This is a genomic window from Kitasatospora kazusensis, assembly GCF_039529945.1.
In the GTDB taxonomy this organism is placed as follows: Bacteria; Actinomycetota; Actinomycetes; order Streptomycetales; family Streptomycetaceae; genus Kitasatospora; species Kitasatospora kazusensis.
The window spans coordinates 17,778-34,340 of sequence record NZ_BAAANT010000038.1 but is presented as its reverse complement, the minus strand read 5'-3'; the positions used below and the strand labels follow the sequence as shown (position 1 = coordinate 34,340).

General features: G+C 72.9%; 12 protein-coding genes and 1 tRNA gene. 8 read left to right on the top strand and 5 right to left on the bottom strand.

The genetic code is table 11. The features are described from left to right. Window positions 1–145: 145 nt before the first annotated feature. The 4 genes from ABD330_RS25495 (at window position 146) to ABD330_RS25480 (ending at window position 8,196) form a co-directional block, all read left to right on the top strand. Window positions 146–2,194 carry a beta-galactosidase gene (locus ABD330_RS25495; RefSeq protein WP_344468327.1) on the top strand — a complete coding sequence of 683 codons (2,049 nt, stop codon included), beginning with the start codon at window positions 146–148 and terminating at the stop codon, window positions 2,192–2,194. Next, complete coding sequence (locus tag ABD330_RS25490; RefSeq protein WP_344468326.1) at window positions 2,191–4,407, top strand: MGH1-like glycoside hydrolase domain-containing protein; 2,217 nt, start codon at window positions 2,191–2,193, stop codon at window positions 4,405–4,407. Before ABD330_RS25495 ends, ABD330_RS25490 begins: the two co-directional genes overlap by 4 nt. Window positions 4,408–4,438: 31 nt before the next feature. Then, complete coding sequence (locus ABD330_RS25485) at window positions 4,439–5,404, top strand: LysR family transcriptional regulator (RefSeq protein WP_344468325.1); 966 nt, start codon at window positions 4,439–4,441, stop codon at window positions 5,402–5,404. A 146-nt stretch (window positions 5,405–5,550) separates the two neighbouring features. After that, window positions 5,551–8,196, top strand: a complete 2,646-nt coding sequence (locus tag ABD330_RS25480; RefSeq protein WP_344468324.1) for a M9 family metallopeptidase — start codon at window positions 5,551–5,553, stop codon at window positions 8,194–8,196. A 183-nt stretch (window positions 8,197–8,379) separates the two neighbouring features. Here ABD330_RS25480 and ABD330_RS25475 read toward each other — a convergent pair whose 3' ends face one another. From ABD330_RS25475 to ABD330_RS25465, 3 genes are all read right to left on the bottom strand, one after another. Further along, window positions 8,380–8,883 carry a hypothetical protein gene (locus tag ABD330_RS25475; RefSeq protein WP_344468323.1) on the bottom strand — a complete coding sequence of 168 codons (504 nt, stop codon included), beginning with the start codon at window positions 8,881–8,883 and terminating at the stop codon, window positions 8,380–8,382. A gap of 290 nt (window positions 8,884–9,173) precedes the next feature. Continuing rightward, window positions 9,174–9,368: a helix-turn-helix domain-containing protein gene (locus ABD330_RS25470; RefSeq protein ID WP_344468322.1), complete on the bottom strand. Its 195-nt coding sequence runs from the start codon at window positions 9,366–9,368 to the stop codon at window positions 9,174–9,176. Between the two features lie 45 nt (window positions 9,369–9,413). Then, a tRNA-Leu gene (locus ABD330_RS25465) sits at window positions 9,414–9,501 on the bottom strand. 238 nt (window positions 9,502–9,739) lie between these two features. Here ABD330_RS25465 and ABD330_RS25460 point away from each other — a divergent pair. The 3 genes from ABD330_RS25460 (at window position 9,740) to ABD330_RS25450 (ending at window position 12,949) form a co-directional block, all read left to right on the top strand. Beyond that, window positions 9,740–11,053, top strand: a complete 1,314-nt coding sequence (locus tag ABD330_RS25460) for a M20/M25/M40 family metallo-hydrolase (protein ID WP_344468321.1) — start codon at window positions 9,740–9,742, stop codon at window positions 11,051–11,053. Between the two features lie 281 nt (window positions 11,054–11,334). Further along, complete coding sequence (locus ABD330_RS25455) at window positions 11,335–11,574, top strand: chaplin (RefSeq protein ID WP_344468320.1); 240 nt, start codon at window positions 11,335–11,337, stop codon at window positions 11,572–11,574. Window positions 11,575–11,890: 316 nt separating this feature from the next. Continuing rightward, entirely contained in the window at window positions 11,891–12,949 is a 1,059-nt protein-coding gene (locus ABD330_RS25450; RefSeq protein ID WP_344468319.1) for a chaplin, read from the top strand. Between the two features lie 115 nt (window positions 12,950–13,064). Here the strand turns inward: ABD330_RS25450 and ABD330_RS25445 are convergent, their stop codons facing one another. Then, window positions 13,065–13,259, bottom strand: coding sequence for a DUF5703 family protein (locus ABD330_RS25445; RefSeq protein ID WP_266301036.1), 195 nt, complete (start codon window positions 13,257–13,259; stop codon window positions 13,065–13,067). 533 nt (window positions 13,260–13,792) lie between these two features. On the opposite strand from ABD330_RS25445, the gene ABD330_RS25440 reads away from it, so the two are divergent. Next, window positions 13,793–14,410 (top strand): hypothetical protein, encoded by a 618-nt coding sequence (locus ABD330_RS25440; RefSeq protein ID WP_344468318.1) that lies wholly within the window; start codon window positions 13,793–13,795, stop codon window positions 14,408–14,410. Between the two features lie 99 nt (window positions 14,411–14,509). On the opposite strand, the gene ABD330_RS25435 is transcribed toward ABD330_RS25440, so the two are convergent. Further along, on the bottom strand, window positions 14,510–16,552 hold the full coding sequence (locus ABD330_RS25435; protein ID WP_344468317.1) for an ATP-binding domain-containing protein: 2,043 nt from the start codon (window positions 16,550–16,552) through the stop codon (window positions 14,510–14,512). Between the last annotated feature and the right edge of the window lie 11 nt (window positions 16,553–16,563).

The window sequence follows — 16,563 nt, the reverse complement described above, 5'->3', positions numbered from 1 at the left end:
CAGCGCCGGCTCCCGGGCGTCCCGCCCCGGCCCGGGGAGCCGGCCGACCGCCCGTGCGCGGGCGACGACGCGGCCTTGTGCGTACCGCGTTCTGTCTCCAGCATGAGCTCTCAGAAGTCAGGGAGCGGGCGGGCAGGGGGCAGGGATGCACGGAACGGGCTCCGCGGCGCGCGCCGGTCTCACCCGGACACCGGGGCTGCTCCACGGCGCCGACTACAACGCCGACCAGTGGCCCGAGCACGTCTGGGCCGTGGACGCCGAGCTGATGCGGCAGGCCGGGGTCACCACGGCCACCGTCGGCGTGTTCGCCTGGGCCCGGCTGCAACCCGCCCCGGACGTCTGGGACTTCGGCTGGCTGGACCGGCTCCTGGACCTGCTGCACACCCGGGGGATCGCGGTCGGCCTGGCCACCGCCACCGCCTCGCCGCCGGCCTGGCTGGTGCGGGCCCACCCCGGGCTGCTGCCGGTCACCGCCGACGGAGTGCGGCTGGAGTTCGGCTCCCGCCAGCACTACTGCCCCTCCTCGGCCGTCTACCGGGCCGCCGCCGTACGCCTGACCCGGGCGCTCGCCGAGCGCTACCGCGACCACCCGGCGCTCGCGTTCTGGCACATCCACAACGAGTACGGCGACCACGTCGCCGAGTGCTTCTGCACCGAGTCCGCCGCCGACTTCCGCCGCTGGCTGGCCGAGCGCCACGGCGACGTCGAGACCCTCAACCACGCCTGGGGCACCGCCTTCTGGTCGCAGGCCTACGGACGCTTCGAGGAGATCGAACCGCCGCGCACCGCACCCGGGCCGGGCAACCCGACCCAGCTGCTCGACTGGCGCCGGTTCTGCTCCGACGCCCTGCTCGCCTGCCACCGCGCCGAAAAGGCCGTGCTGGACGAGATCTGCCCGCGGATACCGGCCACCACCAACTTCATGTCGATGTCCAAGGCACTGGACTACTGGGAGTGGGCCCGGCACGAGGACTTCGTCTCCGACGACGCCTACCCCGATCCGGCGGACCCGCGGGCCCACGTCACGGCCGCGATGAACTACGACCTGATGCGCTCGCTGGGCGGCGGCCGGCCGTGGCTGCTGATGGAGCAGGCGCCCTCCGCCGTGAGCTGGCGCGCCGTCAACCTCCCCAAACCGCCGGAACTGCGGCGCCTCTGGTCGCTCCAGGCACTGGCCCGGGGAGCGGACGGCGTCATGTCCTTCCAGTGGCGCGCCTCGGCGGCCGGGGCGGAGAAGTTCCACAGCGCCCTGCTGCCGCACCGCGGCACCGCCTCGCGCGGGTGGCGGGAGACCGTGCGCTTCGGCGCCGAGCTGCGGCGCCTCGCGGAACTGGCCGGCAGCCGGCTGCGCGGGCAGGTCGCCGTCGTCCTGGACTGGGACAACTGGTGGGCACTGGAGCTGGACGAGCACCCCAGCGCCCGGATGCGCTGGCCGGAGCTGCTGCGCCCCTGGTACGCGGCCCTGTACGAGCGGGGAGTGACGATCGACTTCGTCCGCCCCGGTGCCCCGCTCGACGGCTACCGGGCGGTGCTGGCCCCCAACCTCTACCTCCTCACCGAGGAGACCGCGCACTGGCTCACCCGCTACGTCCACGAGGGCGGGCAACTGGTCTGCGGGCCCTTCAGCGGGATCAGCGACCGCGACGACCACATCCACCCCGGCGGGCACCCGGGCCCGCTGCGCCCGCTGCTGGGCGTGGTGGTCGACGAGCACTGGCCGATCCCGGACGGCGCCTCGACCACGGTGCGGCTCGGCCCGGACGACCTGCGGGCCACCCTGTGGAGCGAGTGGCTGGAGACCGAGGGAGCCCGGACACTCGCCCACTACGCCTCCGGCGACCTGGCCGGACGTCCCGCGGTCACCCGCAACGTCCACGGCGCCGGCACGGCCTGGTACGTCGGCTGCCACCTCGGCGCCGGCATCGCCACGGTGCTCGACCTGGCCCTGGCCCCGGCCGCGCTCACACCCCCGCTCCCGCACCCGCTGCCGCCCGGCGTCGAGGCCACCCGCCGCCACGGCGCGGACGGCACCGGCTACCTCTTCCTGCTCAACCACGGCCCGGACACCGTCCGGCTGACCCTGGACGCCACCGGGACCGACCTGCTGACCGGGGCGGCCGTCCCCGGCCGGCTCACGCTCGGACCGCTCGACGCCGCCGTCGTCCGCACCGAGCCCACCGAGGAGCGCACATGAGCCCGCTGGACCGCCGCCACTTCCTGGCCGCCGCCTCCACCACGGCCGCCCTCGCCGCGACCTCCGCGTCGAGGGGAACCGCGCAGGCGGCCCCGGCCCCGACGGCGGACGCGACGGCGGACGACGCCCAGGACCGGTACGCCGAGGAGCAGTACGCCGACGTCCTGGACCTGCACGGCGTCCCCGGCGCGGCCTACCCCGGGGACGCCGACGACAACAACCCGATCACCGTCTTCGCCGACCTCGGCGCCTGGCACGCCTACGCCCTGCCCACCACCGAGGACACCGCCGCGTACGGCGGATTCACCGGCCCCCTCTACCTCGCCCAGGAGTACCCCTGGTGGCTGAGCAGCGGGTTCAGCCGGGTCGAGGTCGCCGAACACGGCCGGCCGCTCGGCCTCGCCGACGGCGCGCCCGCGCGGCTGACCGCCCTACCCGGCCGGCTGCGCCAGTCCTACGACCTCGGCGCCGGGCTGACGCTCCGACTCGACCTGTGCTTCGCCGGCCACCGCAGCGCCCTCGTCCGCGCCCAGCTGGCCAACACCGGCAGCACCCCGCGCACCCTCGCCGTCTCCTGGAACGGTACGCTGCTGCGCCCCACCGCGCAGCCCCAGCACGCCGCCCTCGCGCTCGGCGCCACCCGGACCGGTGTCGCCGTGGACTTCGCACGGGTCAGGGAGGTCTGGGACTTCCTCACCGACGGTACCGAACGCTTCGAGATCACCCATGCGAGCGCGGTCCGGACGGCCGTGGACGGCGACTCCTACCGCACCGAGCTCCGCGCGCCGCTCACCCTCGCACCGGGCGGCTCGCGGAGCCTGGACTGGGTCGAGACCTACACGTTCACCGCCGCCGAGCGCAGCCGGGAGGCCGCCACCGTCGACCACGCGCTGACCGCCCCCGGAGCCGTCCAGGCGGCGGGCGTCGCCCGCTGGCGCGGCTACCTCGACCGCGCGACCGAGGACGTGCCCGCCGACCGGCGCCGGACCGCCGTCAAATGCGTGCAGACGCTGGTCACCAACTGGCGCAGCCCGGCCGGCCGGATCCTGCACGACGCGATCACGCCCTCGCTCTCCAACAAGTGGTTCAACGGGGTCTGGGCCTGGGACACCTGGAAGCAGGCCGTCGGCACGGCCCTCTTCGCGCCGGAGCTCGCCGCCGCACAGATCCGCTCGATGTTCGACCACCAGATCCAGCCCGGCTCGCCGACCCGCCCGCAGGACGCCGGGATGATCCCCGACTGCGTCTTCTACAACGACCCGAGCACCGGCGGCGGCAACTGGAACGAGCGCAACTCCAAGCCCCCGCTGGCCGCCTGGGCGGTCCGGGAGGTCCACCGGCACGGCGGGGACGACGCCTTCCTGCGCGAGCTCTACCCGAAGCTGACCGCCTACCAGGACTGGTGGTACCGCAACCGGGACCACGGCCGTGACGGCCTGGCCGAGTACGGCGCCACCGTGGACCCGGGCAACGCCGCCGCCGAGGACTGCCGCCAGGCCGCCGCCTGGGAGAGCGGGATGGACAACGCCCCGCGCTTCGACGCCGCGCTCGGCGCGGCCGTCGTCCCCGACCACGCCGCCGACGGCACCCTGCTCGGCTACTCGCTCACCCAGCACTCCGTGGACCTCAACGCCTACCTCGCCGCGGACCGGCGCCACCTCGCCGCCATCGCGCAGACCCTCGGCGACCGGACGGCCGCGACCCGGCTGCGCGCGGCGGCGGACGCCGTGGACCAGGCCGTCCGCGCGAGCATGTACGACCAGGCCACCGGCTGGTTCCACGACACCGACCTGGCCACCGGCGCCCGGCTGACCGCCCGGGGCCGCGGAATCGAGGGCGTCGTCCCGCTCTGGTCGGGCACCGCGACGCCCGCGCAGGCCGCCACCGTGCGCGCCCGGCTGCTCGACCCCGCCGAGTTCGGCACCCGGCTGCCCTTCCCCACGGTCGCGAGGAGCTCACCGTACTTCGACCCCGAGGGCTACTGGCGCGGGCCGGTCTGGCTGGACCAGGCGTACTTCGCGCTGGAAGGCCTGCGGCGGTACGGCTTCACCGCCGACGCCCGCGATCTCACCGCCCGTCTGCTCGCCGTCGCCTCCGGGCTCACCGGCGGGGCCCCACTGTCGGAGAACTACAATCCGCTGACCGGAGCCGCCCGCAACTCCCCGAACTTCAGCTGGTCGGCCGCGCTGCTGCTGCCGCTGCTCCGCGGGTGACCGCGCGACCGCACCGACCGACACCGGAGTGATGATGGAACAGCTGGAGCTTCGTCATCTGAGGCTGGTCTGCGCGATCGCCGACACCGGCGGCCTGCGCCGGGCGGCGGCGCTGCTCGGCTACTCGCAACCGGCGGTGAGTACCCAACTCCAGCGGATCGAGGGCTACTTCGGCGGGGAGCTGTTCCTGCGCAGCCGGGTGGGGGTGGTCCCGACGCCGTTCGGCGTGCAGGTTGTCGCCCAGGCCCGCGAGGTGCTCGCCCAGGTGGACGCCATCGGGCGGTTCCCGGCCGCGGGCACCGCCGGGACCGGCCGGGCCCTGCGGCTGGCCGCGACCAACACCCCGATCCTGTCCGGCCTGGTCGTCCGGATCCGCGAGGCTCTGCCGGATCTCGCGCTGACCGTCAGTTCCGTCTACTCCTCGGCGGAGATCGTCGAGCTCCTGGAGAGCGGCGCCCTGGACGCCGCGATCGGTACGGACTATCCCGGACGGGAGTTGCAGCACTCGGACGCCGTCGCGCATCGCGGGATCGTCACCGAGCCGTCGTCCGTGGCGCTGCCGGCGGACCACCGGCTGGCCCACCGCAGCGAGGTCTCGCTGTCCGAACTGGCCGAGGACGCCTGGTTCGTGACACCCGACGACGGCGCGGGCTGGCCCGAGGTCTTCTACGAGGCCTGCCAGGAGGCCGGGTTCCGCCCGGCGACCGTGCACCGGTTCCTCGGCGATCTGCGCCAGTTGCAGGGCCTGATCGCCGCCGGACTGGGTGTCGCGGTCGTGCAGGCGACCTTCCGCCCGTCCGCCGGCGTGCTGGTCAAGCCGCTGACCGGCAGGCCGGTCTGGTGCCGCTACGTGCTGGCCTGGCAGCCGAGCGGCGTCGCCGACGAGACGGTCGAGACCGTCCACCGGTGCGCGACCGCGGCCTACCGCGAACTCTCCCTCCACGTGCCGCACTTCCAGCCGTGGTCCACGCCGGGACCAGGAACGCCCCGGCGCTGACCGGCCGTTGTGCCACCGGTGTTATCACCGCGCACGCGATGTCCTATCACGTTGTGCGTTGTCAGCGGCCCCGGGCCAGTGGGATGTTACATGTCACGCCTCACCCCCACGTCGAGGCGCACCCCCACGTTCGTTCAGGAGCACTGATGCGCCATCGATTCGCCCTGCCCAGATTCCTGGCCGCCGGCGTGGCGGCCGGCATCGCGACGGCCGGTCTGCTGGCTCCGCCGTCGTTCGCCGCAGCCGGCCCGACGTCCCCGATCACCGCTCCCGCCAGAACCGCGAGCGCGCCCCAGGCGCCCCAGGCGGGGGCGCCGCTCGGCGCCGACACCGGCCGCTCCACCCAGGCCGACGTCCGTGGCCGGCGGGTCAAGGCCGCCGAGCAGCCCCCGGCCAGCCCGGTGACGCCGCCGAAACCCGCCGCGCACGCGAAGGCCGCGACCCTGGCCGCAGCCCAGTCCTGCACGGCCGCCGACTTCGGCGGCCGGTCCGGGGCCGCGCTGGTCTCCTACATCCAGTCCTCGACCACGGACTGCGTCAACACGCTGTTCACCCTCACCGGCACCGACGCGAAGAGCGCGTTCAACGAAGCGCAGATGGTCACCGTGGCCAATGCCTTCAAGGCCGGCTCGGCCGCCTACCCCGGTGACGACTCCACCAACGTGTGGCAGCTCGTGCTGTTCCTGCGCGCCGGCTACTACGCCCAGTACTACCACCCCGCGGACGTCGGGACGTACGGCCCGACCCTGGCCGCCGCCATCGAAGGCGCACTGGACACCTTCGTGGCCTCCTCGCACTTCATGGACGTCAGCGCGGCCAACGGCGACATCGTGGGCGAGGCGATCGTCCTGACCGACAGCGCCAACGAACAGCCCCGCTACCTGGGCACCTACAAGCGGGTGCTGAACGCCTACACCAGCTCCTACGACGCCTACGCCAGCATGGACGCGGCCGTCAACGACGTCTTCACCCCGATCTTCCGAGGCCACCAGAACCCGGCCTTCCTCACCGCGGTCACCGCGGACCCGAGCATCATCGACACCCTCAGCGCCTTCGCGCTGAACAACCGGTCCGCGCTGAGCGGCGACGCCTACTACCTGGACTCCAACGCCGGCACCGAGGTCGCCCGCTTCCTCGACACCGCGGCGCTCCAGGCCAAGGTCCGCCCGCTGGCGAAGGGGCTGCTCGGCGCCTCGGCGATCACCGGCGCGTCGGCGCCGCTGTGGGTCGGGGTCGCCGGGATGACCGACGCCGACGACCAGGCCCAGTGCTCGTACTACGGCACCTGCAACCTCGCCGCCCAGCTCAGCACGGCCTCGCTGCCGACCACGACCGCCTGCGGTTCGACGATCACCCTCCTGACGCAGGCGCTGACCGCCGCGGACCTGTCGGCCGTCTGCACCAGCCTGCAGGCCGAGATCCCGTACTTCCAGAACCTGGACAAGGTCACCAGCCCGATCCCCGGCCAGTACGAGACGAACGTCCGGCTCGCCATCTTCGCGAGCTCCAAGGACTACCAGGTCTACTCCAGCTGGATCTTCGGCAACAGCACCAACAACGGCGGCGAGACGCTGTCCGGGAACATCACCGACCCCGCCAACCAGCCCGTCTCCGTCCAGTACCAGTGGGACACCGACAACGGCTTCCCGGCGCGGGTCTGGAACCTCAACCACGAGTTCGCGCACCTCATGCAGGGCGCCTACGACATGAAGGGTGACTTCCCCACGGAGATCACCGTCCCGGACATCTGGTGGATCGAGGGCCAGGCCGAGTACGTCTCCTACAGCTACCGCGGCGTGGCCGACACCGGCGCGATCGCCGACGCCAGCCAGCACACCTACAACCTCAGCACGCTGTTCCAGAGCACGTACGACAACTCCGACCAGACCCGCACCTACCCGTGGGGCTACCTCGCCGTGCGGTACATGTTCGAGAAGCACCCCGCGGACATCACCAGCATGCTCACGCACTTCCGCACCGGTGACTACGCGGGCGGCTACGCCGTCTACAACAGCATCGGCACCGGCTACGACGCCGACTTCAACGCCTGGCTCGACGCGCTCGCCAACGCCGGTTCGAACGGCCCCGCGACCCCCTGCACCGACCCCGACGCCCGCGCCATGGGCCAGAACTGCTACCGCACCAACGAGTCGGCCGCAGCCGGCAACGACGCCGGCTTCTTCGTCTACCTGCCGGCCGGGACCTCGACGCTGACCGTCACCACCAGCGGCGGCACGGGCAACGCGGACCTCTACTACAACCCCGCCACCTGGGCCTCGCCGACCGCGTACACGGCCAAGTCGACCGGCTCCGGCACCAGCGAGAGCATCACCGTCACCAGCACCAACGCCACGGCCGACTACCGCTACATCGACCTGCACGCCACCACGGCGTTCAGCGGCGTCACCCTGACCACCCACTACGTCTTCGGTACCGGTGGCGGCACCGGCGGCGGGACCCTGCCCGCCTGCACGGCCACCGACACCCGCACGATGGGCCAGAACTGCTCCCGCGGCAACCAGTCGGCCACCGCGGGCAACAGCGACTACCTGTTCGTCTACCTGCCGGCCGGCACCTCGACGCTGACCGTCACGACCAGCGGCGGCACGGGCAACGCGGACCTCTACTACAACCCCGCCACCTGGGCCACGCCGACCGCGTACACGGCCAAGTCGACCGGCTCCGGCACCAGCGAGAGCATCACCGTCACCAACACCACCGCCGGCTACCGGTACATCTCCCTGTACGCCGTCACCGACTTCAGCGGAGTCACGGTGTCCACGCAGTACTGACCCCGCGACCGTCGGCCTCACCGGCCCCGACGCCCACGGGACGCCGGGGCCGGTGATCCCGACGGGATCCGGCCCGTGCCCGGGGAGGGCTTGAACTCCCTCCTCGGGCACAGGCGTTCCGTGTCCATGACCGAGTGGCATCGCCCTCTCCGGCGAGCTCCCGGCCGTTGCGATCGCGGGTGGTCAGTCCCGGTAGCCGGCGGCGCGCAGCCGTACCTGATCGTTCGTCAGGCGCGGCTCGACCGCGCCGGCGAGGGTGACCACGACGGTGCCCAGGGTGAGCAGGAGCGCTGCTGCTATCGCCCAGTGATCGGCCGTGGTGAGGGTGAAGAAGTGGTCCGGGTCGTCCAGGAGGTCGTCGTCGATCAGGCGGCTGCCGCCCCACCAGCGGATCGTGCCCACCGTGTTGAGGGTGGCCAGAACCGAAAGCGCGCAGACCGGGAGGGTGAGGATTCCGGCCGTGCGGCGCAGCCAGGTGCGGCGTGCGGCCGCCGCGAACGCGAGTACGGACAGGAGCCCGAGGGACACGTACACCCAGATGCCGGTGGTGAGTTCGTTCAGGTCGTAGGGGGAGGTGTCGCCGGCCATCCACTGCCTGAGGGCGCGGTCGCCGTAGTAGCCGTGGACCCCGAGCCAGGGCACGAACACCGCGTAGACTCCGCCGGCCATCCCCGCGAAGGCCGTCACCCCGCCAACCCCGCGCCATCTCCGCGCTCTTCGCTCCGACCCCGCCGACCTGCCCGCTGACTTCCCCGTTGTCTGGTTCATGGTGGAGATGATCCCATCAACAGCCGGAGAAGCCAGGGGGCGGAGCAACTTCATGCTGAAGCCGGTTCGGGGCTGGTGCTTGCGCCACGCCGAAGCGCTCGGCACAGCCGTGCGCCCACTCGAAGTTGTCGCGTAGCAACCGGAGGAAGTGGCCGCGGATGTCGACCGATCCGTCAAGATCCGGCATGTTTACGGCGGTTGGCACACCGTCAGAAGGTGGTCGCCCGAAGGCGGCGATTGGGCAGTGCTACCGCCGGCTCGAACCGGGCGTCCGGGTCGGTCGGGGCGGGGCCGAACAGACGGTGGACCTGGTGCAGGCGCTGCCGTGCGGTCTGCGGGTGGGCGCCGAGGCGGGCGGCGACTTCGGGAGCGGTGCCCCGGTCGGACTGCGGTCGGGCGAACAACGAGAAATCCCCGAGCCTCTGACCTACTGAGACTCGGGGATGATCTGGTGTCCGAGGGGGGACTTGAACCCCCACGCCCGATAAAGGGCACTAGCACCTCAAGCTAGCGCGTCTGCCATTCCGCCACCCGGACTAGGTGTCTGTCTTTGCGGCTCCGTGCCGCGCTGACATGCACAACTGTAGCAAAGATCGGGTCGGAGTCCCAAAACCGTCCGTCGAGGGGGCTGTGCGGCTTCGAACCAGGGAATGGCCTTGGGGTCGGGCGGTGCCTGGGGGAGGATGGCGGGACCGTGCCCGCAAGGTCTCCGGTGGGTGTTCGTCCGGGGGTGGCGTGGAGGTGCGCCGGGTGGGCCACAAGGCGAGGAGTGACCGTGAGTGAGTCGAAGGTGACGGCCGAGTCGGAGGTCGTCGACATCTGCCGGGATCTGATCCGGATCGACACCAGTAACTACGGTGACGGCTCGGGGCCGGGGGAGCGGGCCGCGGCGGAGTACGTGGCCGAGCAGCTGGCCGAGTTCGGTGTCGAACCGCAGATCTTCGAGTCGGCCAAGGGCCGGGCGTCGACCGTGGTCCGGATCGAGGGGGAGGACAGGTCCCGTCCGGGACTGCTGATCCACGGGCACACCGACGTGGTGCCGGCCAACGCGGCCGACTGGACGTACGACCCGTTCTCCGGTGAGGTCGCCGACGGCTGCGTCTGGGGCCGGGGCGCGGTGGACATGAAGGACATGGACGCGATGACCCTCGCGGTGATCCGCGACCGGCTCCGCACCGGCCGAAAGCCCCCGCGTGACATCGTGCTGGCGTTCCTCGCGGACGAGGAGGCCGGCGGCACGTACGGCGCCCGCTACCTGGTGGACAAGCACCCGGACCTGTTCGAGGGCGTGACGGAGGGGATCGGCGAGGTCGGCGGGTTCTCCTTCACGGTCAACAAGGATGTCCGGCTCTACCTGATCGAGACGGCCGAGAAGGGCATGCACTGGATGCGGCTCACGGTCGAGGGCCGGGCCGGGCACGGTTCGATGGAGAACAACGACAACGCGATCACCGAGCTGTGCGAGGCGGTCGCCCGGCTCGGGCGGCACACCTTCCCGCTGCGGATCACCAAGACGGTGCGGGCCTTCCTGGACGAGCTCTCGGACGCGCTCGGCGTGGAACTCGACCCCGAGAACATGGACGAGACGCTGCGGGTGCTCGGCGGCATCGCCAAGATGATCGGCACCACACTGCGCAACACCGCCCAGCCGACCATGCTCGGCGCCGGTTACAAGGTGAACGTGATCCCCGGGCAGGCCACCGCCCACGTGGACGGCCGCTTCCTGCCCGGGTACGAGGACGAGTTCCTCGCCGACCTGGACCGCATCCTCGGCCCGCGCGTGAAGCGCGAGAGCCTGCACTCGGACAAGGCGATCGAGACCGGCTTCGACGGCGCGCTGGTGGAGGCGATGCAGTCCGCACTGCGCGCGGAGGACCCGATCGCCCGCGCGGTGCCGTACTGCCTGTCGGGCGGGACGGACGCCAAGTCCTTCCAGGACCTGGGCATCCGCTGCTTCGGCTTCGCGCCGCTCCAGCTGCCGCCCGAGCTGGACTTCGCCGGGATGTTCCACGGCGTGGACGAGCGGGTGCCGGTGGAGGGCCTGAAGTTCGGCGTGCGCGTGCTGGACCGGTTCATCGACGCGAGCTGAGGGCAGCGGCGAGGCGCCCGCCGGCGGTGGCCGGGGGCTGCGGGGAGGGTGGCCCGCAGCCCCCGCCGGACCGGCGGGCGCATTGTCGGAGCGAATGACTTGAGTAGCGGTCGGAAGGGCAGTGCAGAAACGATACGCCTTCGGAAATCATGGTCGATTGCGCGTGCGAGGCATCACCGCTGCGGGTGAATGGCGGGGCGGGTCCGTCACCCGTTTGCCACATCCTCGTTCACTCCTATGCGGCCCGGAACACGGGTCGCGGAATCGACCAGGAGGAACCCATGAAGGTCAAGAAGATTGCTGCTGTCGCCGCCGCCACCGGTGGTCTGGTCCTCGCCGGTGCGGGCATGGCCGCCGCCCACGGCGCACAGGCCGAGGGTGTCGCGACCAACTCCCCCGGCGTGCTGTCCGGTAACCTGATCCAGGTGCCCGTGCACGTGCCGGTGAACGTCTGCGGCAACACTGTCAGCGTCATCGGCCTGCTGAACCCGGCGTTCGGCGACAACTGCGCCAACGTCTGAGCCGTACCCGGCCCCTGATGCCGGTCTACTGATCGTTGTGCCCCCGGGCGGCGGGTCTCCCGCACCGGGGGCACACCCTTGTCCGGGGCACGGCCACGGTCACGCCCACGGCCCCGGCTCTGGTGTTGGTTCGCATGCCTTCGCGGTGCCTTCGCGGTGCCTTCGCAATTGTCGGCGCAGTGCCCGGGCGCGTGCGGCGTCTCACCTGATCGGATGAACGCCTGCCGTCGGGTTCAACCTTTCCCGGCGCGCCTCGTTGTCCGGTGGACGGGCACATGCCTCGTCAGCAATTCCGACAATCAGAGTTAGGGGAGTAATGCGCCAGGTCGCAAAGAGGGGCATCCTCACCTTCGTCGCCACCGGTAGTGTGCTGGCCTCCACCGCCGGCTACGCGTACGCGAGTGCGGAGGCACAGGGTGGTGCGGTGAACTCGCCCGGAGTCGGCTCCGGCAACGCCGTGCAGGCCCCCGTGGACATCCCCGTGAACGCCTGCGGCAACACCGTCGACGTGGTCGGCCTGCTCAACCCGGCGATGGGGAACAGCTGCGGGAGCTCCAGCCGGAGCCTCCCCGCGCACGGCACTCCCGGCCACGCCCACCCGGGGCACATGGCCGCCGGTCACATGGGCCCCGGTCACATGGGTTCCGGCCCGACCGGGTCCGGGAACTCGGACTACTGGCACCCGGGCGAGGGCCACCTCCACCCCGGCGCCACGTACGGCTCCTCGGCCTCCGGTGTCGCGCACGGCTCCCCGGGTGTCGGCTCGGGCAACAACGTGCAGGCGCCGATCACCATCCCCGTGAACGCCTGCGGGAACTCCGTCGACGTGGTCGGCCTCGCGAACCCGGCGTTCGGGAACGACTGCTCGAACCAGGCGGCCCCGGCCCCCAGCCACGCCACCCCGCCGCCGACCCACACGTCGCCGCCGCCGACGCACACCACTCCGCCGCCGCCCGCCCCCGGCGACGACTGCCAGCCCGGCGGCACCGGCTCCGGCTCCGGTGGCGGCACCCCCAAGCCGCCGCCGCCCGTCGTCACCCCGCCGGTCGGCACGCCCCCGGTGAGCACCCCGCCGGTCGGGTCCCCGCCCGCCTCACAGCCGCCCGCCGGCGCCGTCCCGCCCGGTACCGGCCGTAACGGCGGCCCGACCCAGGTCACGCCGGTCAGTGCCCCCGGCACCACCACGGCGTCCACCCCGGGATCCGGCAGCGTGCGCCTCCCGGCGCAGGCCGTGCAGTCGCTCACCGCGCCGTCGGCCCGGGGGCAGCTGGCCTCCACGGGTGCGGACGGGGTCGAGCTGATCGGGGCGGCCGGCGCCGCGCTGATGCTGGCCGGCGGCGTCCTCTACCGCCGTTCCCGTGCGGGGGTCCGCTGACCGCACCCGTCGGGCCGCCCCTCCGGCCCGCACGGTGATCCGAGCACGCGCCCGTGGCTGTGGGTGGGAGTCCGGCTACGGGCGCTGTCGCGCGCCTGCGCACGGCCCCTGCGGGCTACCAGCTCCGGACCTGCCGGATGATCCGGCGCCGCAGCAGCACCGTACGGCTGCCGTCCGGGAAGAGCCGTAGCCGGTCCAGTTCCCAGTGGCCGTACTCGGCGTGCTCGGTGAGCAGCTGCCGGGCGGCGTTGCGGGTCGTGCCGCGCGGCATGCGCAGCGACTGGTACTCGTACTCCGGTTGCCGGACCAGCTTCGGTGGGGTCAAGACGTTCCTCCTGCGGGATGCCTGCAGGCAAGGGTACGGCCTGGCCTGCGGCTGACAACGGGGTCGGATTTGCTCGGTGTGATCCGTCCGGCAGCGAGCCTGTCGTCATGGGTCCTGACAGTCAATCAGTTTTGCTCCTCCGGTAGGACACCCCGCTGAACGGGATACCCCGGCAGGGCCGTCGGCAGTCCCGGACCCCTTCCGGAGTCGTCGTCCTTGAGCCGTCCTGGACCGGACCCCGATCGGTCGCGAACCCGCCGCGATCTCGTCTCCAACCCGCCGGGAAACGGTCGCGGACCCGCCGTGGACCGATCCAGGACCGGTCCCGAGCCGTCCGGGACCGGAGTCGAAGCGGCGCGGAAGCGGAGCCGAACCGGCGCGGAAGCCGTTCCGGACTCCCGCAGGGGCGGGCACAGAACCACCCGGACCGGACATCCGGGCGTAAGTTGCGGTGAAATCAGGGGCGTAGGAGACAACCCCTGTGCGTGTCGCCACCTGGGGGAGATAGCGTCAGCACCATGTCTGATGCCGCGCAGCTCACCATCGCCGAGGTACGCGCCGCCGCCGAGGCGGTCAAGGCCGCCATCGACCGTCACCTGGAAGCGGTCTCCGCCCCGGCGGAAGCGGATGATCCCGCTGTCGCCACCGCTTACGAGGAGCTCGCGGCGGCAGCAATCGCCTACGACCAGATCCTGTACGAGGTCTTCGACGAGGTGACCCCCTTCGAAGTCCCCGGGGACGACAGTGCGGGCTCCTACGCGGGCCCGGACCAGCCCGAGGCGATCAGCGTGCTGATCCGCCGCGACTACCTGGTCGCCGACCCCAAGCGGCTGCGTTCGCAGGCCGAGCGGGTCGACAGCTCGCTCACCCCGGGCGGCGGGCCGGAGGGCGCGGTCAACGCGGCCATCGGCGTGCTGTTCGGCGAGTACGAGCCGGACGAGATCGCCGCCCGCTGCGAGGAGTTCGGGCTGGAGGAGGGCGACTCGACGATCTGGGTCGCCGCGACCGACCCCAGCGAGCCGGGGGAGTGGCTGCCCGAGCCGTTCGAGGGCGCCGATCCGCAGCTGCTGATCTGCCGGTTCGACGTCAGCGAGGTCTACGACGACGAGTTGGACGGCCTCGACCCGGAGGCCTGACGGCTCCCCGACGGACCCGAGGGGGCACTCCCGGCTGAAGGCCGGGAGTGCCCCCTCGGGCTGTGGCGGCCGTACGGGCCGTTGCGCGTGCCCGGCCGGCTACGCGTGCTCGGCCAGGATGGCGCGCAGCCGGGTGGTACGCGGCTGTGCGGCGCGCTCGGTGACGGCCTGGTGCAGGGCGGGACCCGCCGCGTGCACGACGGACAGGTGCCGCTCGGCCCGGCCGAACGCCGTGTAGACCCATTGGCGGGTCAGCCCGGCGGCCGCGTCGTCGGGGAGTACGACGACCACGCCGGGCCAGCGACGGCCGACCGCCTGGTGCACGGTGAGTGCCCAGCCGTGCCGCAGCTTGGCGGCCTGTGCGGGGGCGAGGGTCAGCCGGGTGCCGTCGGTGAGTTCGAGGTGCAGCCCGGACGCGTCGCCGTCCAGGACCCGCCCGGGACTGGCCAGGCCGGCGACCGGCGAGTACACCACCCGGTCACCCGGGTCGAAGCCGCCGAACCGCCCGGGGCCGGGGTTGAGCCGCGCCTTCGCGGCGGCGTTCAGCGCCCGGGTGCCCGCACCGCCGCCGTGGCCGGGCGTCAGCAGCACCACCTGCTCGACCGGGATGCCCAGGGCGCGCGGGATGGAGTCGGTGAGCAACTGGACGGCGCGGTGGACGGCCTCGCCGCCGTCCTTCGCGGTGAGGATCACCACCTCCTTGTCCGGGGCGTCGACGGGCTGGAGCTCGCCGATGCCGATGCCCGAGACCAACTCGCCGATCGGGCCGAAGTCCGGAGTCCGGGAGGCGACGACGGGGCAGGCCTTGGCCGCCACCAGATCGGCGAAGAACCGGCCGGGCCCGGCCGACCAGAGTTGGCCCGGGTCGCCGCTGAGGAGCAGCCGGGTGCCGTCGGCGAGCGCCTCCAGCAGGGTGGCGGCCAGCTCGACGTCGAGCAGCGGCGCGTCCAGCACCACGAGCAGGTCGAGCGCCAGCGAGCCGTCCGTGGCCCGGCCGGGACCGGCCGTACCGGTCAGCAGCTCGGCCAGCACCGCCACCGGCGGCGTCCCGGCCGCGGCATCTGCGGCATCTGCGACATCCGTGCCGGGCAGCAGGGCGGCCAGACTGTCGCGGCCCTGGTCGCTCCAGGTGGTTGCCCAGGTGCGCAGACCGAGGCCCCGGGCGGCGTCCAGCAGCGCGGCGAGCTCCGCCCGGGCCGCCTCGCCGCCGGTGTGGGCCACCAGGGCGCTGTCGGCGACGGCCCGGATCAGCGCGGCGGAGGAGGAGGACGGCGCGGCGGCCGCCGCGGCCTCCCAGGCCGCCGGGCCGGGAACGACCGGGCCGGCCTCGGCCGTCTCCTCGCTCTCGGATTCGTTCCGGACCTCGCCCTCCGAGTCTTCGGAGGTTTTGCTGTCCTCGCTGTCTTCGGCGGCCTCGGCACCGTCCTCGCCCGGTACGAAGGTCGAGATCACCCGAACGAGGCCGTCGGCGAGGCTCTCCTCGGCGAGGGCGAGCCGCTCCAGAGCGAGCAGGGTCCGCATCGGCGGCTCGTCGTCCTCGTCCTCCGAGGTGGCGGAGGCGGCGGGCTGGTGGCCGGACAGTTCCTCCTGAAAGGCCATCACCCGGCCGTCCGTCACGACCGCCTGGAGCGCCCCGGCCGCGTCCGGCAGGCCGAGCTTCTCCAGGCCGGCCGCCAGCTCGCCGATCTCCTGGGCGGAGTGCCCGCGCAGCGCGGCCTGCTCCAGCAGCCAGGGCACGAGCGCCTGCGCCCGGCGCGGGTCGCCGGGGCCGGCGGTGGCGCCGAGCAGGCCCCGGGCGAAGCCGTCGGCCTGCTCGGGCCGCACACCGGGCAGCGCCAGCACGGCCCACGGGTCGGCCCGCAGCGCGTCGGCGGCGCCCTCGCCGAGCTCGGCCAGCGCGGCGGCCGCGAACTCGGCCGGGGCGCCGCCCTCCGTCAGGACCTCGGCGGCGGCCCGCAGTGCGGCGGCCCGCTGCGCGTCCAGGTCGGTGGCACGCAGATCGGCGGCACCCGGCGCGCCCTCGGCGGCGGTGTCGGCGGACGGCAGGTCGCCCTCACGCCGCTCCACCATCCGGATCGCGTCCGCCAACGCCGCGACGGCCTCCGTGCGTTGCTCCGGAGCGTCCTTCTCCACGTCACTCACCACTCGCTCCT

What these genes read in the sequence shown, in the direction of transcription:
- ABD330_RS25480 (WP_344468324.1), top strand. Translation starts at nt 5,551, where the DNA reads ATGCGCCATCGATTCGCCCTGCCCAGATTCCTGGCCGCCGGCGTGGCG.
- ABD330_RS25495 (WP_344468327.1), top strand. Translation starts at nt 146, where the DNA reads ATGCACGGAACGGGCTCCGCGGCGCGCGCCGGTCTCACCCGGACACCG.
- ABD330_RS25440 (WP_344468318.1), top strand. Translation starts at nt 13,793, where the DNA reads ATGTCTGATGCCGCGCAGCTCACCATCGCCGAGGTACGCGCCGCCGCC.
- ABD330_RS25450 (WP_344468319.1), top strand. Translation starts at nt 11,891, where the DNA reads ATGCGCCAGGTCGCAAAGAGGGGCATCCTCACCTTCGTCGCCACCGGT.
- ABD330_RS25485 (WP_344468325.1), top strand. Translation starts at nt 4,439, where the DNA reads ATGATGGAACAGCTGGAGCTTCGTCATCTGAGGCTGGTCTGCGCGATC.
- ABD330_RS25490 (WP_344468326.1), top strand. Translation starts at nt 2,191, where the DNA reads ATGAGCCCGCTGGACCGCCGCCACTTCCTGGCCGCCGCCTCCACCACG.
- ABD330_RS25455 (WP_344468320.1), top strand. Translation starts at nt 11,335, where the DNA reads ATGAAGGTCAAGAAGATTGCTGCTGTCGCCGCCGCCACCGGTGGTCTG.